The sequence below is a fragment of the Micromonospora sp. LOL_023 genome (assembly GCF_048060115.1).
Classification (GTDB): Bacteria; Actinomycetota; Actinomycetes; order Mycobacteriales; family Micromonosporaceae; genus Micromonospora_E.
This window is the reverse complement of the sequence record NZ_JBHMIM010000030.1, coordinates 26,123-49,839: the sequence shown is the minus strand read 5'-3', so window position 1 is coordinate 49,839 and position 23,717 is coordinate 26,123. Positions and strand designations below refer to the sequence as shown.

Here is a 23,717-nt window from a genome sequence, read left to right as displayed (position 1 = left end):
GACCGTGCCCGGCTGCCCGCCGGCACCTCAGAACTCGTGCGCGAACAACGCCACCGCCAGCAGGCTCGCCGCCCACAGGTGCAGACTGGCCACGGCTACGGCGGTGGCCGCCAGATCGACCGGGCGTACCGCCCTGCCGGTAACCCGTGACCTGATCAACCAGGCCACGGCGAGCACGACCGCCGTCAGTGCAGCCGCCCAGTGGAACACGCCGGCCGCTCCCAGCAGCAGCACGGCCACGAGAGCGACCGGGCGCAGGCCGGTGTCGGGCCGGGCCGGCATCTCTGGCAGCTGGTCGTCCCCGGCGACCTCACGCAGGGCGGTACGCGCCCGCTCCAGCCTGGTGCGCGCCTGCTCCAGCGGGCTCGGCTGCGCGGGCGGCGGCGCGACTGGCGGGTAGCCCGGCGGCGGATACGGCGGGTAGCCCGGGTACCAGCCCGGACGAGCCGGGTAACCCGGATAGGCCGGCACCGCCGGCTGACCGGTCAGCGGAGCCGGCCACTCGCCCGGCCCGGCCGGATAGACCGGCAACGCGGTGGGATAGACCGGCAGTGCCGGGTACGGCGGCAGTGCGGTTGCATGCAACAGCACCACCGGGGCCGCCGCAGGTGCCGCTGCGGCGGCGGGGCGGGTCATCTCATCGGCCAACGCCAGCAGCGCGCGCTGCACCTCGCGTACCGCCCGGCCGGCCGCTGCGCGGGTCGCCGGTGCCACCCCATCGCGGACCAGCCGGCGCACCCGCGCCCGGTCCACGTAGCCGGTCAGCGCCTGAGCCTCGGATTCCGTCGCCGCCGGCGGCTCGGCGCTCACCAGGCGTCGAACGGCCTGACGGATCTCGACCCGGCGCAGCCGGGCCAGCCACCACACCGCCGCCGCGGTAGGCACCCAGACGATCAGCAGGTAGCCGGCGAGGTCGCCGGCGGGCTGCGGCCAGGTCGGGACGGCCAGCGCGAACGGCGCGTTCACCGCGGCGTGCGTCAGCCAGGAGAGCCCGATCGCGGCGACCAGCACGCCGACCCGCCGGGCCATGCTCCGGTCGGACCGCAGCAGCAGGTAGGTGACGCCGGCGCCGAACGTCGCGGTGAACAGCGCATGGCCGGCCACTCCGGGCACCAGCGCTCGCAGCACCACCATCGAGGCGGCGGCGGACACGTCGTCGGGCAGCGGATCGTCGGCCGCGATCAGGGCGTAGCCGAGGTCCTCGACGGCGGCGAACCCGACCCCGACGATCGCGCCGTAGACAGCGCCGGCGAAGACGGTCCGCAGGTGTGGGCGGGCGGCGAGGAAGAGCAGCAGCACCCCCGCGCCCTTGGCCAACTCCTCGGCCGTCGGGGCGACCAGTGCCGCGCCCCACAGCGCGGCGAACCACGGCGAGACGGTCTTGGCGAGAATGTCGTCCAGGAACCAGCTCGAACCGGCGCCGACGGCCACCGAGACGGTGGCGCCCCAGCCGAAGGCCAGCGCCACCAGCCACCAGGGTCGCCGGGCCAGCTGATCGATCGACCGGACGACCAACAGCACGGCCACCGTGTACGCGGCGACCAGCGGGAGCGCCACCAGCGCCGACAGCGGTGTGGTGAAGGCCAGGAACAGCAGGAACACGATCAGCCCCAGGCTGGTGAAGCCGACGGTGCCGGTCAGCAGCCAGAAGCTGGGGACCCGCACCGGGGTCCAGGCCGGGCTCGTCACGGCGACTCCTCAGTACGCAGACTGTCGATCGCGCGCTGCACCGCAGGGGGCACGGCGGCGCAGTCGGCCACCCCGACAACCGTGGCGGTCACGCCGGTTCGCCCGCTCGCCGGGCCAGCCGCGACGACGGTGAGGCAGCCGCCGAATCCGTCGTCGAACCAGTCGGGCAGGTCCTGCCGGACCCCGACGAAGCCGGAGCCGGGCAACCGCACCCGCTCGAGTTCGGCGGACGGGTCGAGCACGTCCCAGCTCAGCCGTTCGATGGCGTGGTCGATGAAGGTCTGTGGCTCGCCGACGAACCGCCGGGCGGTCAGGGCCAGCTCCACGCCGTCGCCGACATCGATTGCGACGTCCCCGGAGCCGGGCCGGGATTCGACGGTGAGCCTGGCGTCGGTGGGCGGCTCGATGGACACGCCGTAGCCGACGTCGAGCCGGTCGGTCAGTCGCGGACCGTCGTCGGGCAGGGCGAGCGCGACGAACCCGGGCAGGCACAGCATCATGACCAGCCCGACCAGCACACCGACCCCGGCGAGAGCGTTCCGCCAGCCCTTGTCCACCTGACCATGGCTCCTCTCGGACGACCGCCCGAGTCGGATCGCGTCGTCGGGGTGTTCCACAGTGCCAGACCGGTGCCAGCGGCGGGGAACCGGGCGGCGGTGGCCGACTGGCCGCACAATGAGTGGATGCCACTTCCGCTGCCGACTCCGGCAAACCTCCTCGCGTTCACCCGGTCGGCGGCCGGTCAGGTCACCGACACCGTGTCCGGGGTTGCCGGGCAGGTCACCGACACCGTCACCGGGGTAGCCGGCCGGGCGACCGGTCAGGCCGGCCAGGTCACGTCACAGCTGGGTCGGTTGGCCGCCGGGTACGCGGCGGTGCCGGCGCGGGCGTTCGCCGTACTGGACGAGATCGAGGCGTTGGTGCAGCGGGTCGGCACGGTGGTGGACCGGGTCGAGGTGCTGCTCGACCGCAGTGCGCGGGTGGTCAACGAGACGGAGGAGGCGACCCGCCGGGTGGAGACGATCGCCACGGCTGCCACCACGGCGGTGGCGGCGGCGACCCGGGTGGCGGCGGCCGCGGAGACGTTGCTGACCGATGCCGACCGGGTGGCGCTCGGCGCGAGCCGGGTGGTCGAGCGCAGCGAGCAGATCGCCGGGCGCTCCGCCGAACTCCTCGGTGAGTACGAGCCGACACTGCGACGCGGTGCGCCGATGGCCCGGCATTTCGTCGAGCAGCTCAGCGAAGACGAGGTCGACGCGGCGGTCAAGCTGGTGGACGAGCTGCCCCGGCTGACCCGACACATGCAGTCCGACGTACTGCCGATCCTGGCCACTCTGGACCGGGTCGGCCCGGACATCCACAGCCTGCTGGAGGTGACCCGGGATCTGAAGCTGGCGGTCGCCGGGATCCCCGGGCTGCGCATGCTGCGTCGGCGCGGAGCCGACCGGCTCGGCGAGGACGAGCAGGTTCCGCCGGCGGCGGATTGACCGAACGGCCTAGCATTCGCGGCATGCGTACCAAAGGATCCGGGCTTGTCGTGGTGGTGGCCGCGGCGCTGACGGCGGTCTTGGCGCTCAGTGGATGCGGCGCGGTGGCGGGCGGCGCGGCCGGGCAGGCCGTCGAGCGCGGCGGTGACCCCGCCGCCGACCGGACGGCGCGGACGTTGAGCGCCGCCGAGGTCGAGGCCAATGCCAAGGTACGGCTGCCGCCGGGAACGGTGCTGCTGTCGACATCGTTCCAGAGCGCACTGGACTGGCATCTGACGGCGATGTTCCGGTTCCCGGCCGGTGAGCTCCCCCGGTTCCTGGCCGACAGCGGTTTCCCGCAGCCGGAGCCGGGTCTGCGGGCGGTTCGCGACACCGCACACTCGACAAGTGACACCTGGCGCCCGGACCAGGCGGTGACGGTGTCCGGCGTCGAGCAGTTGTCCGAGCCGGTCGACGGCGTGTTCCGCAGCCTGTTGCTGGATCTCGACCGGCCGGACGAGGTGACCGGTTACCTGGTGGCGTTCACGACCTGACAAGTCCAGCAACAGACGAGCAAGCAAGACCTTAAACAGCTTGTTGAAAACAGTCAGTTGACAACCGGAGATGCGAGTGATTGGATCGGGGCATGACTGTCGACGACTCGTTCGTCCCGCCCGACGCGGCCCGGTCCCGGGCACACCGCACGCACGCCGCGCTGGCGCGGATCGCCGAGCGGCACGCCGACACACCCACCCGGCGGCACCGCCACCTGCACGCCGAGATGGTCGATCCGTACGAAACCGTCCGGCTGGTGCTGGCCCTGGCCGTCGGCGGCGCGGCGGCCGAGACGGACGAGCCGCCGCTCGACCAGACCGACCTGCTCGCGGCGCTGACGCTGATCGCACCGGTCCGGGCCGACCTCGACGCGGTCGAGTTGGGCTTGCTGGAGACCGCCCGGCAACGGGGCCTCACCTGGCAGGTGATCGCCTTCGGGCTCGGCCTGGGCACCGCCCAGGCCGCGCGGCAACGCTACGAACGGCTCTCCGGCCGTAGCGTCCCGCCCGCTGCGCTCGGCGCGCGGGAGACCGCGACGACGTCAGACGCGGACCAGGCCGGGACGGCGTAGGTCCTCGACGTCGACCACCTCGCGACCCAACGGCCAGAACGCCGCCGGGACCAGCTTGAAGTTGGCGATGCCGAACGGGATACCGATGATCGTCAGGCAGAGGGTGAAACCGGTGACGATGTGGGTGAGCGCCAGCCACCAACCGGCCAGCACCACCCAGAGGATGTTCGCCAACCCGGAGCCGATCCCAGCCCCGGGCTTGGCCACCAGCGTCCGGCCGAACGGCCACAGGGAGTAGTAGGCCAACCGCAACGACGCCACCCCGAACGGGATAGTGACGATCAGCGCGAAGCAGATCAGCGCCGCCAACCCGTACGCGAGGCCGAGCACGATGCCGCCGCCGAAGATGAGCCAGAGCAGGTTGAGAATGACTCGCATGTCTCGATGATCGCGCACCCGCGCCACTGCCCGCCGGGCAATCGGCCAACCACGGCGACCTGGTTCAGCCGGCCAACGCGTCGATCTCGGCCCGGTCCGGCAGTGACACCGACGCGCCCAACCGGCGTACGCACGCCGCCCCGGCGGCCGACGCCCAGCGGACCGCTTCGACCAGCTCCCGGCCCTCCCCCCAGGCCACCGCCAGCGCCCCGGTGAAGGCGTCCCCCGCCGCGGTCGTGTCCACCGCCTCCACCGCGAACGCCGGCGCGTGCTGCACCGTACCGTCGCGGTCGACGAACCAGGCGCCCTCCGCGCCCAGGGTGAGCACCGCTCGGCGTACCACCGACAGCAGCGCCGCCGGGTTCTCCCGCCCGGCGCCGACGATCGCCCGCGCCTCCACCTCGTTGACCACCAGCAGGTCCACCGCGTCCAGCAACTCGGCTGGCAGCTGGCGGGCGGGCGCGGCGTTGAGCACCACCCGGGTGCCCGCCTCGCGGGCCGCCGACGCGGCCGCCAGCACCGTTCCCAACGGGATCTCCAGCTGCGCCACCAGTACGTCGGCCGCCCGGATCGCCGCCAGCTCCGGCTCGGTGAGCCCATGCAACGCCGCGTTGGCACCCGGCGTCACGACGATCGCGTTCTCCCCGGCCGTGTTGACCATCACGACCGCGACACCGGACGACCCGTACACCACCCGCAGCTGACCGGTATCCACGCCGGACCGGGCGATCCGCCCGGTGAGGGTGACCCCGAACGCGTCCGATCCGACCGCGCCGAGGAAGACGCAGTCCCCGCCGGCGCGGGCCGCGGCGATCGCCTGGTTGGCGCCCTTGCCGCCGGGAACCATGACGAAGTCGCTGCCGAGCAGGGTCTCCCCCGGCAGCGGCAGGCGGGGCGTGGTCGCCACCAGGTCCATGTTCGCGCTGCCCACCACCGCGATCCGCGGGCGTGTCACGGGTTCTCCAATCGGGCGGGCGCGGGCGGTCGTCAGACGGCGCGGGCGGTGTAGCGGTCGCCGACCCGGTCGACCACCAACGGCAGGCCGAACGTCTTCGACAGGTGGTCCCCGGTGATCGTCGCGGCCAGCTCGCCGGCGGCCACCACCACGCCTTCGCGCAGCAGCAGGGCGTGGCTGAAGCCCGGCGGGATCTCCTCGACATGGTGGGTGACCAGCACCAGCGCCGGGGCGTCCGGGTCCTGGGCCAGGGTGCCCAGCCGGGCGACCAGTTCCTCGCGCGCGCCGAGATCGAGCCCGGCCGCCGGCTCGTCGAGCAGCAGCAGCTCCGGGTCGGTCATCAACGCCCGGGCGATCTGCACCCGCTTGCGTTCCCCTTCGGACAGGGTGCCGTAGTCGCGCTGGGCGAAACCACCGACGCCGAACTGCCCGAGCAGCTCCTGGGCCCGGTCGACGTCCATCGCGTCGTAGCGCTCCCGCCAGCGGCCGACCACCGACCAGGCCGCGGTGAGGACAACGTCGAGCACCCGCTCGGTGCCGGGAATCCGCTCGGCGAGCGCCGCCGTGGTCAGCCCGATCCGGGTACGCAGCTCGGCCAGGTCGGTGCGGCCCAGCTGCTCGCCGAGGACCCGCACCACACCGGTCGTGGGGTGCAGCCGGCCGGCGGCGAGGCTCAGCAGGGTGGTCTTGCCCGCGCCGTTGGGGCCGAGCACCACCCAGCGCTGCTCGGGGCGCACCCGCAGGGTGACGTCCTGCAGCAGAGCCGTGCCGGAACGGGTCACGCCCACGGAGTCGAACTCGATCACCAAGTCGTCAGCAACGGTAGGCACCGGACCATCCAACCACGCCAACAGGCCGCTCACCGCACCCGGCCGGACGGAGGTGGCCGGCGCCACGCACCAGCCGGCCGGGGCCGCCGGTCACCCACCGGGGTCACCCGTTCACCCCACCGTGGAGCCGAAGACCTCGTCTCGAACCGCGTCCAGGGCGATCCGCAACGCTCCCTGCAGCACCGGCTCGTCCTCCACCTCGGTGACCGTGACCCGGGGCGCGACGAGGGTGATCGCGGCTACCTCGTGCTGCACCCGCTCGGCCAGGGCGCTGCCGCCGGCCCGGCCGACCTCTCCGGTGAGCACCACGAGCGGTGGATCGAGCACGACGCAGCTGCTGGCGACGCCGAGCGCCAGCCGGCGGGCCAGTTCGTCGAGCAGCGGTCCGCCCCGGGTGCCGGCGGCGATCGCGGCCTGCACCGCTTCCCCGGCGCTGGCCGCCCGGAAGCCGTGCTCGCGGGCCACCGCGCGGACCGCGTCGGCCCCTGCGACCTGCTGGAACGCCGGTTTCGCCCGCCGGGACAGGTCACGCGGAATGGGCGCGCCGGGCACCGGCAGGTAGCCGATCTCGCCGGCCGCGCCGGTGCTGCCGTGGTGCAGCCGGCCGCCGAGCATGATCGCCAGACCGACTCCGACGCCGGCCCAGACCAGCACGAAGTCCGGCACGTCCCGGGCTGCTCCGGCGTGTGCTTCGGCGACCGCCGCGAGGTTGACGTCGTTCTCGAACACCACTGTGGTGGCCAGGTCCTCGCGCAGGGCGGCCAGCAGGCCACGGTGCCAGCGCGGCAGGTTGTACGCGAAGGTGATGTCGCCGGTGCCCGGATCGACCAGGCCGGGGGTGCCCAGCACCACCCGCCGTACGCCGGCCAGCTGCGCGTCGGCGCTGCTGACGGCCTGCACCACCGCGTTGTGCACCACGCCGACCGGATCATCGGTGTCCTTCGTGGACAGCTCGACCCGGCCGGTCACCGTACCGGCGATGTCGGCGCAGGCGGCGACCACTCGGTCGGGGCCGACGTCGACGCCGACCACGTGCGCGCTGCCCGGCTGTACCGCGTACAGCTGGGCGTTGGGCCCTCGCCCGCCGGCCTGCTCGCCGACCCGGACGACCAGGCCACGGCCCTCGAGGCGTTCGACCAGTTGCGACGCGGTCACCTTGGACAGGCCGGTCAGTTCGCCGAGCTGCGCGCGGGTGAGTGGACCCCGGGCGATGAGCAGCTCCAGCGCGGCCCGGTCGTTGAGCGCTCGCAGCAGGCGGGGCGTGCCGGGCAGGCGCGGGGAACCCATGTGTCGTCCTCTAGTATTTAGGAAAGTTAACTATTATCTTGATGAACCTCAGCGGGAGTAGCCGTAGCGTAGTCGCCGCCGACACCCACGGCAGTCGGACGACCCGGCATTCGCCCGCAACGACAGTGCCGTCGCGGTGCGACACTCGGACCGCGCGCAACGGTGTCACGAAGGGGAAGACGCATGCCGAACGACCCGGGTCTGCGCCGGCTGGCGCTGCGTACCCTGCTCGCCGCTTTCGCCGGAACCACCGTCCCGCAGTGGGCGATCGACCTGGTCGGCGACGGTCTCGCCGGGCACACCCTGTTCGGCGGCAACGTCGCAGACCCCGATCAGGTCCGGGCAGCCACCACCGCGCTACGCGCCGCCCACCCCGACGTGCTGATCGCCATCGACGAGGAAGGCGGCGACGTCACCCGGCTGGCCCACGCCACCGGCAGCCCGTACCCGGGCAACGCCGCACTCGGCGCGGTCGACGACCCGGCGCTGACCCGGCAGGTCTACCGCGCGATCGGCGGCGACCTCGCCGCCTGCGGCGCGAACCTCAACCTCGCACCGACCGTCGACGTGAACACCGCCGACGACAACCCGATCATCGGCACCCGGTCCTTCGGCGCGGATCCGGCCAGGGTCGCCGCGCACGCCGCGGCGGCCGTCGCCGGGCTCGCCGACGCCGGGATCGCCGCCTGCGCCAAGCACTTCCCCGGCCACGGCGCGACCGTCACCGACTCGCACCTCGAACTGCCCACTGTCGACGTACCGCTGGCCGTGCTCCGCGAGCGGGACCTGCCGCCGTTCGCGGCGGTGATCTCGGCCGGCGTCGCCGCGATCATGACCGCGCACATCCGGGTCCCCGCCCTCACCGGCGACACGCCGGCCACCCTGAGCCAGGCCGCGTTGACCGGGCTGCTCCGCCAGGAGTACGCGTACCAGGGGGTGATCGTGACCGACGCGTTGGAGATGCGCGGCGCGACCCTGGCCGCCGGCGGGATCGCGCCGGCCGCCGTCGCCGCCCTGGCCGCCGGCGCCGACCTGCTCTGCATCGGCGCCCGGGTCGATCAGGCCCTGGTGGAACGGATCGCGTCGGCGATCGCCGACGCGATCGTCGACGGCACCCTGCCGCGCGAGCGGGTCGAGCAGGCCGCCGACCGGGTCGGCGCGCTCGCCTCGGCGGTCGGTCCGGCTGCGGGTGGGACCCGGTCGGCGATCGATCTGGGGTACGCCGCGGCGCGGCGCGCGATCCGGGTGGAGGGAGTCCTCGACGGGCTGGACACCGCGCTGGTGGTGCAGCTGACCGCCGGCTCGACGATCGCCGAGGGACGGGTGCCCTGGGGGCTCGGCCCACACCTGGGCGGTGTCGAGCAGCTACGGGTGGCACCGGCCGAGATCTCGGTCGCCGAGGTGGTGGCCGCCGCCGGGGGGCGGCCGCTGGTGCTGGTCGGCCGGCATCTGCACCGGGTGCCCGGCGGCCCGGAGCTGATCGAGCAGTTGGCCGCCCGGCACCCGGTCTCGGTGGTCGAGATGGGCTGGCCGTCGGCGTGGCGCCCGGCCGGGGTACGGGCGTTCGTCACCACGTACGGTGCCAGCCACGCCAACGGCCGGGCCGCCGCCGAGGCGCTCGGCCTGGCCGCCTGACCGACCCTGCTCCCATTTCGCCGCGATCTTGCACTTATCGAGAACATTTTTCCGGATTGTCCGTCGATAAGTGCAAGATCGTCGAGAGAGGAGCGGGAGCGGGGCGTCAGTAGCGGTAGTGCTCCGGCTTGTACGGGCCGGCGACGTCGACGCCGATGTAGTCCGCCTGCGCCTTGCTGAGCACGGTCAGCTTGGCGCCGAACGCGTCCAGGTGCAGCCGGGCGACCTTCTCGTCGAGGTGCTTGGGCAGCACGTACACCTGCTTGTCGTACTCGCCGATCTTGGCGAACAGCTCCACCTGGGCGATCACCTGGTTGGAGAAGGACGTCGACATCACGAAGCTCGGGTGCCCGGTCGCGTTGCCGAGGTTGAGCAGCCGACCCTCGGAGAGCACGATCACCGCGTGCCCGTCCGGGAAGCGCCACACGTCGACCTGCGGCTTGATGTTGACCTTCTCGATCCCCGGCACCTTGGCCAGGCCGGCCATGTCGATCTCGTTGTCGAAGTGCCCGACGTTGCCGACGATCGCGTTGTGCTTCATCTTGGCCATGTGCTCGGCCATGATGATGTCCTTGTTGCCGGTGGTGGTGATGAAGATGTCGCCCCGCTCGACCACGTCGTCCAGGGTCACCACGTCGAGCCCGTCCATCGCCGCCTGCAACGCGCAGATCGGGTCGATCTCGGTCACCACGACCCGGGCACCCTGGCCACGCAGCGACTCCACCGCGCCCTTGCCGACATCGCCGTACCCGCAGATCACCGCGAGCTTGCCGGCGATCATCACGTCGGTGGCCCGGTTGAGCCCGTCGACCAGCGAGTGCCGGATGCCGTACTTGTTGTCGAACTTGCTCTTGGTCACCGAGTCGTTGACGTTGATCGCCGGGAAGAGCAGGTTGCCCTCGCGGGCCAGCTCGTAGAGGCGGTTCACGCCGGTGGTGGTCTCCTCGGAGACACCGATGATCGGCTCGGCCATCTCGGTGTACTTGGTCGGTGTCGCCGCCAGCGACGCCCGCAGGGTGTCCAGGATGATGCCGTACTCGTGCGAGTCCGTCGGCGCGGTCGACGGCACCGCCCCGGCCGCCTCGAACTGCTTGCCGAGGTGGATGAGCAGCGTCACGTCACCGCCGTCGTCGACGATCGAGTCCGGCCCCTTGCCGTCCGGCCAGGTGAGCATCTGCTCGGTGCACCACCAGTACTCCTCCAGCGTCTCGCCCTTCCACGCGTACACCGCGACGCCCTGCGGGTCGTCGACAGTGCCGTCCGGGCCGACGACGACCGCCGCGGCGGCGTGGTCCTGGGTGGAGAAGATGTTGCAGGAGACCCAGCGGACGTCGGCTCCGAGCGCGGTCAGCGTCTCGATCAGCACCGCGGTCTGCACGGTCATGTGCAGCGAACCAGCGATCTTCTTGCCCTTGAACGGCTGCTGGGCGGCGTACTCGCGGCGCAGCGCCATCAGCCCGGGCATCTCGTGCTCGGCGAGCTCGATCTCCTTACGACCGAACGCCGCCAGGGACAGGTCGGCGACCTTGAAGTCGCTGACCGAACCGGCGCTGTCGGCGGTCAGAGTGACGGTCACTAAAAGCTCCTCGGGTTTCAACGGATGCGTCCGTCCTGCCGGGTACGGCGCGCACGACTCCCGTCCACCATACGGCCCGGCACGCCGAATTTCCGATCCGAGGGCAGGCTGTGCGGTGTCGCCGTCGGCGACACCGCACAGCCGAAGTCCCGTGACACCGGCCCTGCGGCGGCGAGGCGAAAGCCACAGTCGCGGGCGGAGGTGTCAGTCGCGAGGCGGCAGCCTCAGTCGCGGGCGAGCGCGAATCCGACCGTCGGTCCGGCCCCACCGCCGTACGCGACCTGGATCAGCAGCGCGGCCACCGGCTCCAGGTAACGGGCGCTGGACAGCGGGCCGGCGTCGACCGTGTCGAACCCGAGCTGGGTGCCGAGTTCCTGTACGGACTTCTTGGCGGCCAGGTCGTCGCCGGCCACCGGCACCGACTGACGGACACCGCCGAGTACCGGGCGGGCGTGGTTGGGCGCCAGCACGGTGTTGAACGCCTTGACCACGTGGGCCGCCGGGATCATCGTCGCGACCTGTTCGGCAGCTGACGTTTCGTGCCCGACCAGCAACGACATGTGGTCCGGGCCCAGCGGGTTCGTCACATCGACCACGGTGGTGCCGGCCAGCGCGTCCGCCACCGGGCCGGCGAGAGTGCCGGCGAGTTCGGCGTACGGCACCGCCAGCACGACCAGCTCGGCGGAGGCGGCCCGCGACGCGTCACCCGCGGTGACGCCGGTGGCCGTGGTCGCCTCGGCCAGTCGAGGTGAATCCGGGCTCGACGCGGAGATCGTCACCTGGTGGCCGACTTCGGTCAGCCGGCGGGCCAGCGCGGATCCGACGTTTCCAGCCCCGATGATACCGATGTCCATCAGTGTCTCCCTCTCCGGCGGTTACAGCTCCGGCGGTTACCCCTCAGACGGTTGTGCTCACGACCAGGTACCCCCTCGGTCGAGTGGTACCCCGTCGGTCCGGCGGAAAACGGTGGGCGAGCGCCGCCTCAGCGGCCGACCGGGTGGAACAGCTCCGGTGACGCGGTGTCCAACGGCACCGCCGACGGCGGCACCAGGCCGAGCTGCACCCCCTGACGGGACAGCAACGACTCCAGCATCCAGTCGGCCACCACCCGCGTCCGGTTGCCCGGCATCGACGCCAGGTGGTAGCCGCGGGTCACCGCCTTGGCCAACGGCCCGGAGATCGGCACGTGCAGCGGGTTCGCCGCCGCCTGCGCGCCGCCGAGGTCGACCACGAAACCAAGATCCTTGTGCCGGTACGGGCGGAACGAGCCGTGCCCGTACGAGGCCGCCACGTTGTGCGCGGCGAGTCGGCCCTGGCGTACGGCGTGCTGGGCGGTCATCGGGGTGACCTCGCCGGGCTGGCTCGGGTCGGGTACGGCGGCGGCGTCGCCGCACGCGTACACCTCGGGATGCTGCGGTACGGCGAGGAACTCGTCGACCACCAGCCGACCCTTGATCGTGGTGAGGCCCAGATCGTCGACCACCGGGTCGGGGCGTACCCCGACGCACCAGATCAACGACCGGGTGGGGATGAACTCGCCGTCGGACAGGTGCACCCCGTCGCTGGTCGCCTCCTGTACCGACGTGCCGAATCTGGTCTCGACACCTCGGGAGTCGAGCACCTTCTGCGCGGCGATCGACATCCGCTCGTCGAGTTCCGGCAGCACCCGGCCGGCGAGATCGAGCAGCAGCCAGCGCACCTGTTGGCCGGCGAGTCGCGGATGGCGGCGGATCAGCAGGTCGGTGGCGGTGACACAGTGCGCGGCGACCTCCGTCCCGGTGTATCCGGCGCCGACCACGACGAAGGTGCACCGGGCGGCCCGCTCGGCGGGGTCGTCGGTCAGGTCGGCCAACTCGATCTGCCGCGTCAGATGGTCACGCAGGTAGAGCGCCTCGGGCAGGCCACGGAAGCCGTGCGCGTGCTCGTTGACGCCGGGGATCGGCAGCAGTTTGTTGACGCTGCCGACCGAGACGATCAGCCGGTCGTAGTGCAGGTCGGCGCGGGAGCCGTCGCCGTCGACGTAGCAGACCCGCCGGGCCGGCAGGTCGATCTGGTCGATCTCGCCCAGTACCACCCGCACGTTCGGCAGGGTGTCCGGCAGCGACACGGCGACCCGACGCGGCTCCAGCACCCCGGCGGCGACCTCCGGCAGCAGGGGCACGTACAGGAAGTAGTCGGTCGGGTTGATCAGGACGATCTCGGCCGCGCCATGGGCCAGCCGGGACAGGGTACGGGCCGCCTGGTAGCCGGCAAAACCGGCACCGACGATCACGATGCGCGGTCGACTCATTACGGATCTCCGATCGATCTCGACTATGGATCCGGAAGAGGGTGTCCCCGTGTCCGCTGGGCCCGGGCGCCGGGAAGACCAGCGAACTCTTCGGGGACACCCACCAGAGGGTTCCCGACACCTCCCGCCGGTAAACGGCTCGGCGAGCGGCGCTCATATGTTCTGTTCGTCGGTGCTCAGTTGTTCGGATCGTCGGTGCTGATGTCGGCCAGCACCGAGTCGGGCTCCCATTCGACGGCCAGGTCACCCATGGAGACCACGCCGACCAGGCGCCCGTCGTCGACCACCGGCAGTCGGCGTACCGAGTAGGTCCGCATCAGTTCGGCGGCCGCGACGGCATCGTCGTACGGCGACACGACGACCACGTCCTCAGTCAGGATCTGGTTCAGCTGGGTGCTGGCGGGGTCCATTTCGGAAGCCACCGCCCTGACCGTGATGTCCCGGTCGGTGATGATTCCTTGGATTTCGCTGCCATCGGTGACGATGATGTCGCCGATGTCAGCGTCACGCATCTGCCGCGCCGCTGCGGTCAGCATGTCGTTCGCGTCCATGGTGAACGGCCGGGCGGTCATGAACTCTCCAACGGTCGTCATCATGCGCTCCTCTCGGTGTCGGCGCCAGGTCCCGACTACCCGGGGGCGAACTCGGAAAACCAATCCCGACCGCAGGTCATCCTGGTCCGCGTGGCCCGCCCGGGAAGGTCCGGATCGGCTAGGCTCGGAGACCGGGTACGGCTGGGGCGCTCGGGGCGCTCGGGGCGCACGAAGCGGGCAAGCCGGGTAGGGAGCACGTCGTGTCGGTACGCCGGGGCAGCTGGCGTACGCCTCATTTGCCGGCTTGGCGGCTCCCGCCGCTGGCGGACCGGTCGTGGTGGCAGCGCACCGAGCGCTGGCGCGGGCTGCCGGCGTCCTTCGCGCTGATCACGGCGATCACCGTGATCGAGTTGCTGACCCAGACCGACGCGGTCGTCCTCGGTTTCCTGTCGCTCGCCCCACTGCTGGCCGCCGCCGTCGAGGCGACCCGTCGCACGGCGCTGGTCGCCGTCGTCGCCTGCGTCGTGGCGCTGGTCGCCGGCCTGCCCAGCGGCATGTTCGGCAGCCTGGACCACTTGCTGCGGACCAGCGTCGTCTTCGCTGTCGGCATCGTGTCGATCTACGTGGCCCGCTCCCGGAACCTGCGGGAGGCGCGACTGCGCCGGATGACCGAGATCGCCGAGGTGGCGCAGCGGGCCGTTCTGCGGGCCCCGCCGCCGACGCTGGGCGGTCTGGCCCTGGTCGCCCGCTACCTGTCCGCGTCGGAGGCGGCGAACGTCGGCGGTGATCTGTACGCGGTCGTGGACAGCCGGCACGGGGTACGGCTGATCATCGGCGACGCGTGCGGCAAGGGGCTGCAGGCGGTGCAGATGTCGGCGACCGTGATGGGGGCGTTCCGGCAGTCCGCCTTCGTCCAGCCGGATCTGGCGGCGGTCGCCGCCGACCTCGACCAGGCCGTGCACCGCGACGGGGTGAGCACCGGGCAGCCGGCACAGTTCGTGACCGCCGTACTGGTGGAGTTGACCGCGGACACCCTGACGGTGATCAACTGTGGGCATCCGGCACCGGCGCTGCGGACCGCCGACGGCATCCTGCAGATCCTGGATCCGCAACACCGGCACCCGCCGTTGGGGCTGCGCCGCGGCGCGCCCGATCCGCAACGGCTGACCCGGCCCTGGCGGGCCGGCGACCGGCTGCTGCTCTACACCGACGGGCTGGTCGAGGCGCGCAACGGCCGGGGTGAGTTCCTCGCCCCGGCCCGGGTCACCGCCTGCCTCGACCTGCCGGAGCGCGAAGAGGTTCTGGACCGGATCGTCGCCGAGCTGCACCGGCACGCCGGCGGCCAGATCGGCGACGACGCCGCCCTGCTGCTCGTCGAGCGCCAGGGCGGCGACTGACCCGGTCGTGCCCGGCCGCTGCGCCGAGGCTGCCTAGGCGGCTCCGGCGATGAGCAGCTCGGCGATCTGCACCGCGTTGAGCGCGGCGCCCTTGCGCAGGTTGTCGTTGGAGCAGAACAGCGCCAGACCATGCTCGACGGTCTCGTCGATGCGGATCCGGCCCACGTAGGTCGGGTCCTGACCGGCCGCCTGCAGCGGCGTCGGCACGTCGGACAGCGCCACCCCGGGAGCATCGGCCAGCAGTTCGGCGGCCCGCCGGGGGCTGACCGGGCGGGCGAACCGGGCGTTGATCTGCAGCGAGTGCCCGGTGAAGACCGGCACCCGTACGCAGGTGCCGGAGACCTTCAGCTCAGGAATGCCGAGGATCTTCCGGCTCTCGTTGCGCAGCTTCTGTTCCTCGTCGGTTTCCGCGGAGCCGTCGTCGACGATCGACCCGGCCAGCGGCAGCACGTTGAACGCGATCGGCGCGGCGAACGAACGCGGCGCCGGGAAGTCCACGGCGGCGCCGTCGAAGGCCAGCGCCGCCGCCCCCTCGGCCACCTTGCGGACCTGCTCGTCCAGCTCGGCGACGCCGGCCAGGCCGGCACCGGAGACCGCCTGGTACGTCGAGACGACCAGGCTGACCAGTCCGGCCTCGTCGTGCAGCGGGCGCAGCACCGGCATCGCGGCCATCGTGGTGCAGTTCGGGTTGGCGATGATGCCCCTGGGGCGATCGGCGGCGGCCTGCGGGTTGACCTCGGCGACCACCAGCGGTACGCCCGGATCCATCCGCCACGCCGACGAGTTGTCGATCACCACGGCGCCGGCCGCGGCCACCCGGGGGGCCAGTTCCTTGGCGGTCGCCTTGCCGGCTGAGAAGAGCGCGATGTCCAGCCCGCTGTAGTCGGCGCCGGCCGCGTCCTCGACGACGACCTCGCCGCCGCGCCACGCTATCGGCCGGCCGGCTGACCGGGCCGAGGCGAACAGCCGCAGCTCGTCGACGGGCACCTGCCGTTGCTCCAGCACCTGCCGCATGACGCCACCGACCTGCCCGGTCGCGCCGACAATCCCGATCCTCATCTGGCAAACCCCGATCCTCGTGTACGCGAAGGTTACCGACGGGCCGGGGTGCCATGAAACCGAGTTGTCCCACATCACCTTCCGACCCGTCGACATCCACCGTCGCCGAGCGGTCAGCCGTAACGCCCGGCGTTCGCCGGCCCGTAGCGGCGGACGAGTTGTGGTTGGCGCCACATCGGCCACAGCAGCGGACCGCCGTCGGGCAGGTGGAACGGAGCCGTGGCGGTCAACTGGTAGCCGAGCCGGGCGTACAGATCGCGGGCACCTGGGCTGCTGGCCACCACGTAGGCGGCACTGCCGGCAGTGTCGAGGATGGCGTGCCGGTGGGCAAGCAACGCCGTACCGAGGCCAGCACGCTGCCGGTGCGGCGTCACCCCGAGGTACGCCAGGTAGTGATGCTCCCCCACCGGGTGTCGCTCGGCTAGCGCGTTGTCCAGCAGCCGGAACCGGTGGGCGTACTCGCGGCAGGTCTCGTCGAGCAGCTGCTCGTACTCGACCGGGTTGGGCAGGATCAGGCTGCACGGTCGCCACACCGCCACCGCGCTGTAATCCTCGGTGAGGTAGATGCTGCCTTGGCGCAACCCGTAGTCGATCAGGGCCGGGCAGAACCGTTGGAGGACCTGCCTGCGGGCTACCGGATCCGGGATCAGCCAGGTGGCTTCGGGGGCGTCCAGAAATGCCTCCACGAGTGTCTTCGCCGCTCGTGGGGTGTCGGTGTAGGTCGCGTACCGGATCAACACCGACGTTTGGAGCTGGGGCATCAGCGCTCGCCTCTCTGCGGCACATTTGCGGACACCCGGGTACAACGGACAACACACCCCCAAGGGTTCGAATGTGTTTGCCCGCCTACTTTCGGCGAGGAAGTAGTCGTTTCGTGACCGAGTCGGGTCCACAGCAGGAATGTGGAATACAGCTGCAGGTGATGGCGCTCGTGAAGGTGGCCGACCACCTCGAAGTGAGTCGGCAGCGGGCGGCCCTCCTGGTGGACCGCCCCCGACCTTCCGACCCCGATCGACGCCCTCGCCGTCGGACGGATCTGGCTCGCCGCCGACGTCCGGTCCTACACCGACAAGCGCAACCGCCGGATCACCGGGTCCGCGGGGCAATAGTCCGACTCGTCCAGGTCCAGCCCTGCTGGGGGGAGCGCCATCGCCCCTCGCACGAACGGTTGGGGGCAATGGCGCTTCCCGCAGCGCCGGTCAGTTGGTGCAGGGCACGCAGTAGCGGGCGTGCGGCAGGATCTCCAGCCGCTCCCGGGGAATGTCGCCGCCGCACTTGTCGCAGCGGCCGTACCTGCCTTCGGCGATCCGGGCCAACGCCTCCACGGCCTGGTCGTAGCCGCGGCGGGCGGCCACGATCAGCGCGGCCTGGGTGTGCGCGTCCCGGGGGTCGCCGGTGTCATCGGTGAGTTCGGTCAACTGGGCCCGGTGCACGTCCAACTGGTCAGCCAGCTGTGTCCGCGCCTGTTCGATCCATTCACTGGTGTTCCTGCCCTGCAGTTCGGTGCTCATCAGGTCTCCTGAAACAGAAAAAGGGCCGAAGCTGATGTGCTTCGCCCTGGGCGGCCGTCGGATGGATGTACACCGGCCGCCGGGAGGACCTCGACCGGTGGGCACGGGCACGACGATGGCAGCCGTGACAGTCACGGCTCCGTCGCGCTGCGCTGGGGCACCCATGCGGCAACCATAGGCCGGCTCCCCTGGAAAGCCAACCAGTTACCCACCCGCACCCGAGTGCCACGAGCGATCCGGCGGCCGGCTGATCTGACTTACTCCAACGGACGGGGACGGAGAGCCCTTCCGCGAGAACCCGCACTGCTGGCCGGCCCACCTGGGACCGGCCAGCAGTTGCCGCGACAGATCAGGAGGCGTCGAGCAGCTCCCCCAGACCGGATGCGGTCAGCTCGTCGCGGATCTGTGCGGCGTCGCCCTCCACCACCAAGGTGAGCCCCTCGGCCTGCAGGTGGTTCGCGGCGGCCGCCGAGACCTGCTCCACCGTGGCCGACAGCAACTGCTCCCGCAGCTTGGCGTGGTAGTCGTCGGGCAGACCGTGTACGACCAGGGTCCCCAGCGCACTGGCGATCGCGCCCGGGGTCTGCAGCTCGACCGAGAGCTGCCCGGCCCGCCACGACCGGGCCACGGTCAGCTCATCCTCGGTCACCCCCTCGGCCTGGGTACGCGAGACCTCGCCGACCGTGTCGATCAGGGCGGGCGCGGTGACTCCGGTCTGCACGCTGGAGCTGACCGAGAATCGGCCGAACCGGCGGGACATCCCGAAATCCGACCTGATGCCGTACGTGTAGCCGCGTACCTCGCGGATCAGATGGTTGAGCCGCGATGTGAAGGCACCACCGAGGACGGTGCTGGCCAGGCTCATCGGCACGTAGTCGGGGTGCGCCCGGTGCGGCGCGGGGTGGCCGAGCCGCAGGGTGGACTGCACCGCGCCCGGCCGGTCGACCAGGACGACCCGTCGCCGGTCGCGCAGCGCCACCGGCAGCGGCGGGTCGACCGGCGGCGACTCGCCGGTGGCCGCGCCGAAGGCGGCCGCACCGAGCGCATCCAGATCGATCAGGTCGAGGTCACCGGCGACCAGCAGGGTGCCGGGGCGGGTCAACCAGGCGCGGTGGAACTCGACGACGTCGTCCACTGTGACTGCCGCCACCGAGTTCGGGTCGCCGCCCATCGGCCGGCCGTGCCGCTGGTCGCTGCCGAACAGGTCGGCCCGCAGCGCGGCGTCGGCGCGCGGACCCGGATTGGCCCAGTACATCCGCAGCGCGGTCGCCTCGTCGTCGCGTACCCGCTCGACGTCGGCCGGTTCGAGCCGGGGCGTCCGGACCGCTTCGGTGAGCAACTCGACGGCTGCGCCGAGCCGGTCGGCGCTGACCTGCACACCGACCCGGAACGAATCCCAGTCGGCGGAGACGAACAGCTCGGTGCCGAGACCTTCCAGCGCCAACGCGTACGCGGCGGAGTCCCGGCTGCCGGTGCCCTCCTCCAGCGCCTTGGCGAGCACGCCGGCGAGACCTTCCCGGCCGGCGGGTTCGCGGCCGGCACCGGCGTCGAGCAGCAGGGTGGCCACGGCCAGCCGGTGGCCGGGCAGGTGGGCGGCGACGACCTGGCCGCCAGCCACCGCCCGGCGGATCACGGCCGGGAAGCGGTACGGCCGAGCCGCGCCGGCCTCGGGACGCTGCGCGATGATCGTCACTTGTCGTCCTCCGGCAGGTAGCTGAGCTGGACCCTGTTGTCGGCCCGCAGCAGGCGGGCGGCTTCGTCGTTGACCGTCTCGGCGGTGACCGACAGCCAGCCGGGCAGCCGCTCCGCGGCACGCGCCGGCTCGCCGAACTGGGTGGTGTAGCGGCCGAGCAGGTCGGCCCGGCCTTCGAAGGTGGCGACCTGCCGCCACCAGGCGGTGGTCAGCAGCGCCTTGGCCCGCTCCACCTCGGCGTCGGTGACGCCGTCACGGGCGACCTCGTCGAGGACCCCGATCAGCCCGTCGGCGAGCCGCTCCGCGGTCACCTCCGGCTGGGCGGTCGCGGTGATGATCAGCGGCGCGGGTGCGTGCGCCAGGTCGACGCCGTACGCGCCGAGGTAGTCCGGCTGGGCGATCCGGGCACCGTCGGCGAGCCGCTGGTAGAGCCGGCTGCCCCGGCCGCTGCCCAGCACGGTGCCGAGCACGGTCGTCACGTCGTAGGCCGGGGTGCCGAACGGCTGGGTCCGGTAGGCGACGTAGTGCCGGATGCCCGGCACCTCGGCGGTGACGGTCTCGGTGACCGGGCCGTCCAGCGGCGCCGGGTGGTGTCCGTCCGGGGCCGGCGGGATGTCCTCGCGCGTGACGATGCCGCCGAAATACTTGTCGGCGAGGCTGAACACCTCGGCGGCGTCGGTGTCGCCGACGACGGTCAGCACCGCGTTGTTCGGCGCGTAGTACATCTGGTGGAACGCCTGGAAGGTCGCCAGGTCGGCGGCGTTCAGGTCGTCCATCGAGCCGATGGTGGCGTGGTGGTACGGGTGCCCGACCGGGTAGAGCAGCGGCAGCAGCCGCAGCCAGGCGTCGCCGTACGGCACGTTGTCGTAGCGCTGCCGGCGCTCGTTCTTGACCACCTCGCGCTGGTTGTCCAGGGTCTCCTGGGTCAGCGCCGGCACCAGCCCGCCCATCCGGTCGGCTTCCAGCCACAGGGCCAGGGCGAGATGCTCGGCCGGGACGGTCTCGAAGTAGTTGGTCCGGTCCGGGTTGGTGGTGGCGTTGAGCGAGCCACCCGCTCCCTGCACCAGTTTCATGTGTTCGGTCTTGGCCACGTTGACCGAGCCTTCGAACATCAGGTGCTCGAAGAGGTGGGCGAATCCGGTCCGACCGGCGGGCTCGTGGCGCGAGCCCACGTCGTACCAGAGATTGACCGCGACCACCGGCACGCTGGAGTCGGGGCTGACGACGACCCGTAGGCCGTTGTCCAGCCGGGTGGTCTCGATCGGCCAGGGATACCCGTTGGGCGACATGTGCTCGACGTTAGCTGATCCGGACACAGGGCGACCGCACCGGGCCGAGCCCGGTCAGCCCGGTGGTTCCGTCCGCCGGTCGGATTCGTCGAGCAGCGCGGCCGCCTGGCGGATCGGGTCGTCGCTGCCGGCCGCTTCCTCCTCCGGCAGCAGGTGTCCGGCCCGGGATTCGATCCGGTCGGCCTCGGTCTCCGCGTCCGCCGCGGCCGCGGTGTCGGCCCGGTCCGCGGCCGCGGTCACGTCGGTGCCGGCGACGATGGCCGGCGGCTGGCGGGTGTACGCGTCGTCGGTGTCGGTGCTCATGGCTGTCGCAGTTACCCAGCTGCCCCGCCGGCTACGCCTGGCCGACCGGCGGGCGAGGTGGCTCAGGTTCGGAACGGGCCGCGTACCTCGTAGGTGATGCCGCCGGACGACGAGCCGGCGGTGCCACGCTGTGAGGAGAAGTACAGCCGGGTGCCGTCCGGGGAGAACGCCGGTCCGCAGATCTCCGACGACGCCTGCCCGCTGATCCGCAGGAACGGCGCGATCCGCTCGTCCGGGGTGATGACGCAGATCTCCATGTTGCCGCCGTCCTCGGCGACGTACAGGTCGCCGCCCGGCGTACCGGTGATGTTGTCGACGCCGGTCAACGGCGGCGTGCCGGTCACCAGGGAATCGTCGTAGGCCAGGTCGATGCGCTGGCCGACCACGTCGTACGCCCAGACCCGGTTGTCGCCCTTGGTGGTGAACCAGCAGACGCCGTCGGCGTAGTGGCAGCCTTCGCCGCCGTTGAACCGCTTGGCCCCGGAGACCTGGTTACGGGTCGGCGTCGGGCCACCGTCCGGGTCGGGCACCCGGGCCCAGGTCACCGGGCCACTGGTGGCGGCGCCGGCGACCAGCACCACCAGGGTGCCGGTGGACAGGTCTCCCCAGGTGGTGGGGCGGAAGCGGTAGAAGCAGCCGTTGCTCTCGTCCTCGGTCAGGTAGATCACCTGGCGGACCGGGTCGGCGGCGGCTGCCTCGTGGTTGAACCGGCCCATCGCGTCGCGGCGCACCGCGGCGGTGCCGCCGAGCGGGTAGGTCTCGTAGACGAAGCCACGGTCGACCTCCTCGCAGGACAGCCAGGTACCCCAGGGCATCGCGCCGCCGGCGCAGTTGCGGTTGGTGCCGGCCAGGATCCGGTACGCCGAGGCGATGCCCCCGTCGGGGTCGAACCGGATCGCCGACGCCCCGCCGGTGCGGGAGATCTCCGAGTTGGAGACGTAGACCCAGCCGGTGCCGGCGGGGAAGCAGGCGCCGCCGTCCGGGGCGTCGTGCCAGACGTACGAGGTGGTGCCGACCCGCTGCCGGGAGCGGGCGACGACCCGGCTGGTGAATCCGCTGGGTAGTGCGATGCCGTTGGCGTCGGGGCCGGCGAGTGGGCCGTACGGGCTGGGACCGGGCTGGGCCGGGGCGGCGAACGCGCCGGTCCAGAGGCTGCCGGAGAAGGCGGCGGCGCCGGCGCCGACCACGGTGGCGCGCAGCACGGTACGACGATCCATCTCGAACCTCCATCGACACTGGTCGTATCGATGAAGCTAGGCTCCGCCGGTGGCCACGGATATCGACCAAGGTTAACGGCGGGCGAGAATCCGCCGAAGTACGGTGGTGGCAGCCACCCCGATTTCCGGTACAGTGTCGGTCGTGACGCGTTCGTATCGATGGTTTAGGCAGCCGGCCCTGATGCCGGTGGCTCAGCCTTGACCTGACGTCACCCACCAGAGCCGGCCGAGGGCAGAGGGCATCGAGCCCCTGCCCTTTCGCATGCCAACGAGCAGCCGGCTCGGACCTGGGGGCGCCGGCGCCCCGGGGGGCTGGCGGAAGGAAAGACACCCGATGATCCCCACCGGACGCATCACCGATCAACGCATCGACCGGGTCGTGCCACTGACCACCCCCGCGCTGCTGCACCACGAGTTGCCGCTCGACGATCAACTCGCGGCGCGGGTGCTGGACGGCCGACGAGCCGTCGCCGGGGTGCTCGACGGGCAGGACGACCGGCTGCTCGTCGTGGTCGGCCCCTGCTCGGTGCACGACCCGGCCGCCGCCCTCGAGTACGCCCACCTGCTGGCCGGTGCCGCCGAGCGCCACACCGACGACCTGCTCATCGTGATGCGGGTCTACTTCGAGAAGCCGCGCTCCACCGTCGGTTGGAAGGGCCTGATCAACGATCCCGGCCTGGACGGGTCGGGAGACGTCAACACGGGGCTGCGGACCGCCCGGTCGCTGCTGCTCGAAGTGCTGCGGACCGGGCTGCCGGTGGGTTGCGAGTTCCTCGACCCGATCACCCCGCAGTACATCGCCGACGCCGTCGCCTGGGGTGCCATCGGCGCCCGTACGGTGGAGAGCCAGGTGCACCGTCAACTCGCCTCCGGGCTGTCGATGCCGATCGGGATGAAGAACCGTCCCGACGGCAGCGTCGAGACGGCGGTCGACGCCATCCGGGCCGCTGCCGTGCCGCATGTCTTTCCCGGCATCGACATGTCCGGCACTCCGGCGATCCTGCACACCCGGGGCAACGCCGACTGTCATCTGGTGCTGCGCGGCGGTGCCGGCGAGCCGAACTACGACGCCGACTCGGTGGCCGCCGCGCTGACCCTGCTACGCGCCGCCGGTCTGCCGCAACGACTGGTCATCGACGCCAGCCACGGCAACAGCGGCAAGGACCACCGCCGCCAGCCGCTGGTCGCCGACGACATCGCCGGGCAACTCGGCACCGGCCAGCAGGGCATCACCGGGGTCATGCTGGAGTCGTTCCTGGTGCCGGGGCGTCAGGACCTGGACCCGACCCGCGAACTCGTGCACGGCCAGTCGGTGACCGACGCCTGTCTCGGCTGGGACCAGACCGCCGAGGTGCTCGATCGGTTGGCTGCCGCCGTCGGTGCCCGGCGGGCCGCGCTCGCCGCCGCCCAGCGGTGAACTGACGCCGGTACTCCGGTCGCCCCCGGGCCGCGTGGCCTGGGGGCGACCCGGCCAGGCGGTTCG

At 71.9% G+C, this 23,717-nt stretch carries 23 protein-coding genes; 6 read left to right on the top strand and 17 right to left on the bottom strand.

All coding sequences use genetic code 11. The annotated features are described in order from the left end of the window. Positions 1-27: 27 nt before the first annotated feature. Both ACFHVL_RS17490 and ACFHVL_RS17485 read right to left on the bottom strand, forming a co-directional pair. Positions 28-1,689 carry a PrsW family intramembrane metalloprotease gene (locus ACFHVL_RS17490; RefSeq protein ID WP_416629085.1) on the bottom strand — a complete coding sequence of 554 codons (1,662 nt, stop codon included), beginning with the start codon at positions 1,687-1,689 and terminating at the stop codon, positions 28-30. Next, complete coding sequence (locus ACFHVL_RS17485) at positions 1,686-2,246, bottom strand: hypothetical protein (protein WP_416629084.1); 561 nt, start codon at positions 2,244-2,246, stop codon at positions 1,686-1,688. The genes ACFHVL_RS17490 and ACFHVL_RS17485 overlap by 4 nt, the downstream gene beginning before the upstream one ends. Positions 2,247-2,372: 126 nt before the next feature. Here ACFHVL_RS17485 and ACFHVL_RS17480 point away from each other — a divergent pair, with 126 nt between their 5' ends. From ACFHVL_RS17480 to ACFHVL_RS17470, 3 genes are all read left to right on the top strand, one after another. Beyond that, the gene (locus tag ACFHVL_RS17480) at positions 2,373-3,176 is read left to right on the top strand and encodes a hypothetical protein (protein ID WP_416629083.1); all 804 of its coding nucleotides are present in this window, start codon (positions 2,373-2,375) and stop codon (positions 3,174-3,176) included. Between the two features lie 23 nt (positions 3,177-3,199). Beyond that, positions 3,200-3,709, top strand: a complete 510-nt coding sequence (locus ACFHVL_RS17475; RefSeq protein ID WP_416629082.1) for a hypothetical protein — start codon at positions 3,200-3,202, stop codon at positions 3,707-3,709. Between the two features lie 92 nt (positions 3,710-3,801). Beyond that, the gene (locus tag ACFHVL_RS17470; protein ID WP_416629081.1) at positions 3,802-4,281 is read left to right on the top strand and encodes a DNA-binding protein; all 480 of its coding nucleotides are present in this window, start codon (positions 3,802-3,804) and stop codon (positions 4,279-4,281) included. Here ACFHVL_RS17470 and ACFHVL_RS17465 read toward each other — a convergent pair. The 4 genes from ACFHVL_RS17465 to ACFHVL_RS17450 form a co-directional block, all read right to left on the bottom strand. Beyond that, positions 4,252-4,659 (bottom strand): YccF domain-containing protein, encoded by a 408-nt coding sequence (locus tag ACFHVL_RS17465; protein WP_416629079.1) that lies wholly within the window; start codon positions 4,657-4,659, stop codon positions 4,252-4,254. The two genes, ACFHVL_RS17470 and ACFHVL_RS17465, sit on opposite strands and share 30 nt — an antisense overlap. A gap of 64 nt (positions 4,660-4,723) precedes the next feature. Further along, positions 4,724-5,614, bottom strand: a complete 891-nt coding sequence (locus ACFHVL_RS17460; protein WP_416629078.1) for a ribokinase — start codon at positions 5,612-5,614, stop codon at positions 4,724-4,726. Positions 5,615-5,646: 32 nt separating this feature from the next. Continuing rightward, on the bottom strand, positions 5,647-6,477 hold the full coding sequence (locus ACFHVL_RS17455) for an ABC transporter ATP-binding protein (RefSeq protein WP_416629134.1): 831 nt from the start codon (positions 6,475-6,477) through the stop codon (positions 5,647-5,649). A gap of 78 nt (positions 6,478-6,555) precedes the next feature. After that, entirely contained in the window at positions 6,556-7,731 is a 1,176-nt protein-coding gene (locus ACFHVL_RS17450; protein WP_416629077.1) for an ROK family transcriptional regulator, read from the bottom strand. 183 nt (positions 7,732-7,914) lie between these two features. Here ACFHVL_RS17450 and ACFHVL_RS17445 point away from each other — a divergent pair, with 183 nt between their 5' ends. Next, a complete protein-coding gene (locus ACFHVL_RS17445) occupies positions 7,915-9,366 on the top strand; it encodes a glycoside hydrolase family 3 N-terminal domain-containing protein (RefSeq protein ID WP_416629076.1) in 1,452 nt (483 codons plus the stop codon). Between the two features lie 106 nt (positions 9,367-9,472). Here ACFHVL_RS17445 and ahcY read toward each other — a convergent pair whose 3' ends face one another. The 4 genes from ahcY to ACFHVL_RS17425 all read right to left on the bottom strand — a co-directional run bounded on the left by ahcY (position 9,473) and on the right by ACFHVL_RS17425 (position 13,825). Next, positions 9,473-10,942 (bottom strand): adenosylhomocysteinase, encoded by a 1,470-nt coding sequence (gene ahcY, locus ACFHVL_RS17440; RefSeq protein WP_416629075.1) that lies wholly within the window; start codon positions 10,940-10,942, stop codon positions 9,473-9,475. Between the two features lie 224 nt (positions 10,943-11,166). Next, positions 11,167-11,796, bottom strand: coding sequence for an NADPH-dependent F420 reductase (locus ACFHVL_RS17435; protein ID WP_416629074.1), 630 nt, complete (start codon positions 11,794-11,796; stop codon positions 11,167-11,169). Between the two features lie 128 nt (positions 11,797-11,924). After that, the gene (locus ACFHVL_RS17430; RefSeq protein ID WP_416629073.1) at positions 11,925-13,232 is read right to left on the bottom strand and encodes an NAD(P)/FAD-dependent oxidoreductase; all 1,308 of its coding nucleotides are present in this window, start codon (positions 13,230-13,232) and stop codon (positions 11,925-11,927) included. A 176-nt stretch (positions 13,233-13,408) separates the two neighbouring features. Next, entirely contained in the window at positions 13,409-13,825 is a 417-nt protein-coding gene (locus ACFHVL_RS17425) for a CBS domain-containing protein (RefSeq protein WP_416629072.1), read from the bottom strand. 200 nt (positions 13,826-14,025) lie between these two features. Here ACFHVL_RS17425 and ACFHVL_RS17420 point away from each other — a divergent pair, with 200 nt between their 5' ends. After that, the gene (locus ACFHVL_RS17420; RefSeq protein ID WP_416629071.1) at positions 14,026-15,162 is read left to right on the top strand and encodes a PP2C family protein-serine/threonine phosphatase; all 1,137 of its coding nucleotides are present in this window, start codon (positions 14,026-14,028) and stop codon (positions 15,160-15,162) included. Positions 15,163-15,195: 33 nt separating this feature from the next. Here the strand turns inward: ACFHVL_RS17420 and ACFHVL_RS17415 are convergent, their stop codons facing one another. The 7 genes from ACFHVL_RS17415 to ACFHVL_RS17385 all read right to left on the bottom strand — a co-directional run bounded on the left by ACFHVL_RS17415 (position 15,196) and on the right by ACFHVL_RS17385 (position 22,234). Continuing rightward, complete coding sequence (locus ACFHVL_RS17415) at positions 15,196-16,221, bottom strand: aspartate-semialdehyde dehydrogenase (protein ID WP_416629069.1); 1,026 nt, start codon at positions 16,219-16,221, stop codon at positions 15,196-15,198. Between the two features lie 113 nt (positions 16,222-16,334). After that, positions 16,335-16,982: a GNAT family N-acetyltransferase gene (locus tag ACFHVL_RS17410; RefSeq protein ID WP_416629068.1), complete on the bottom strand. Its 648-nt coding sequence runs from the start codon at positions 16,980-16,982 to the stop codon at positions 16,335-16,337. A 438-nt stretch (positions 16,983-17,420) separates the two neighbouring features. Beyond that, positions 17,421-17,732, bottom strand: coding sequence for a TraR/DksA family transcriptional regulator (locus tag ACFHVL_RS17405; RefSeq protein ID WP_416629066.1), 312 nt, complete (start codon positions 17,730-17,732; stop codon positions 17,421-17,423). Positions 17,733-18,081: 349 nt separating this feature from the next. Further along, positions 18,082-19,425, bottom strand: a complete 1,344-nt coding sequence (locus tag ACFHVL_RS17400; RefSeq protein ID WP_416629064.1) for a M16 family metallopeptidase — start codon at positions 19,423-19,425, stop codon at positions 18,082-18,084. Beyond that, positions 19,422-20,714: a M16 family metallopeptidase gene (locus ACFHVL_RS17395; RefSeq protein WP_416629063.1), complete on the bottom strand. Its 1,293-nt coding sequence runs from the start codon at positions 20,712-20,714 to the stop codon at positions 19,422-19,424. Before ACFHVL_RS17395 ends, ACFHVL_RS17400 begins: the two co-directional genes overlap by 4 nt. 54 nt (positions 20,715-20,768) lie before the next feature. Further along, complete coding sequence (locus ACFHVL_RS17390; RefSeq protein WP_416629062.1) at positions 20,769-21,017, bottom strand: hypothetical protein; 249 nt, start codon at positions 21,015-21,017, stop codon at positions 20,769-20,771. Positions 21,018-21,079: 62 nt separating this feature from the next. Then, the gene (locus tag ACFHVL_RS17385; RefSeq protein ID WP_416629060.1) at positions 21,080-22,234 is read right to left on the bottom strand and encodes an alkaline phosphatase PhoX; all 1,155 of its coding nucleotides are present in this window, start codon (positions 22,232-22,234) and stop codon (positions 21,080-21,082) included. A gap of 334 nt (positions 22,235-22,568) precedes the next feature. On the opposite strand from ACFHVL_RS17385, the gene ACFHVL_RS17380 reads away from it, so the two are divergent. Beyond that, positions 22,569-23,651 carry a 3-deoxy-7-phosphoheptulonate synthase gene (locus ACFHVL_RS17380; protein ID WP_416629059.1) on the top strand — a complete coding sequence of 361 codons (1,083 nt, stop codon included), beginning with the start codon at positions 22,569-22,571 and terminating at the stop codon, positions 23,649-23,651. Positions 23,652-23,717 lie beyond the last annotated feature (66 nt).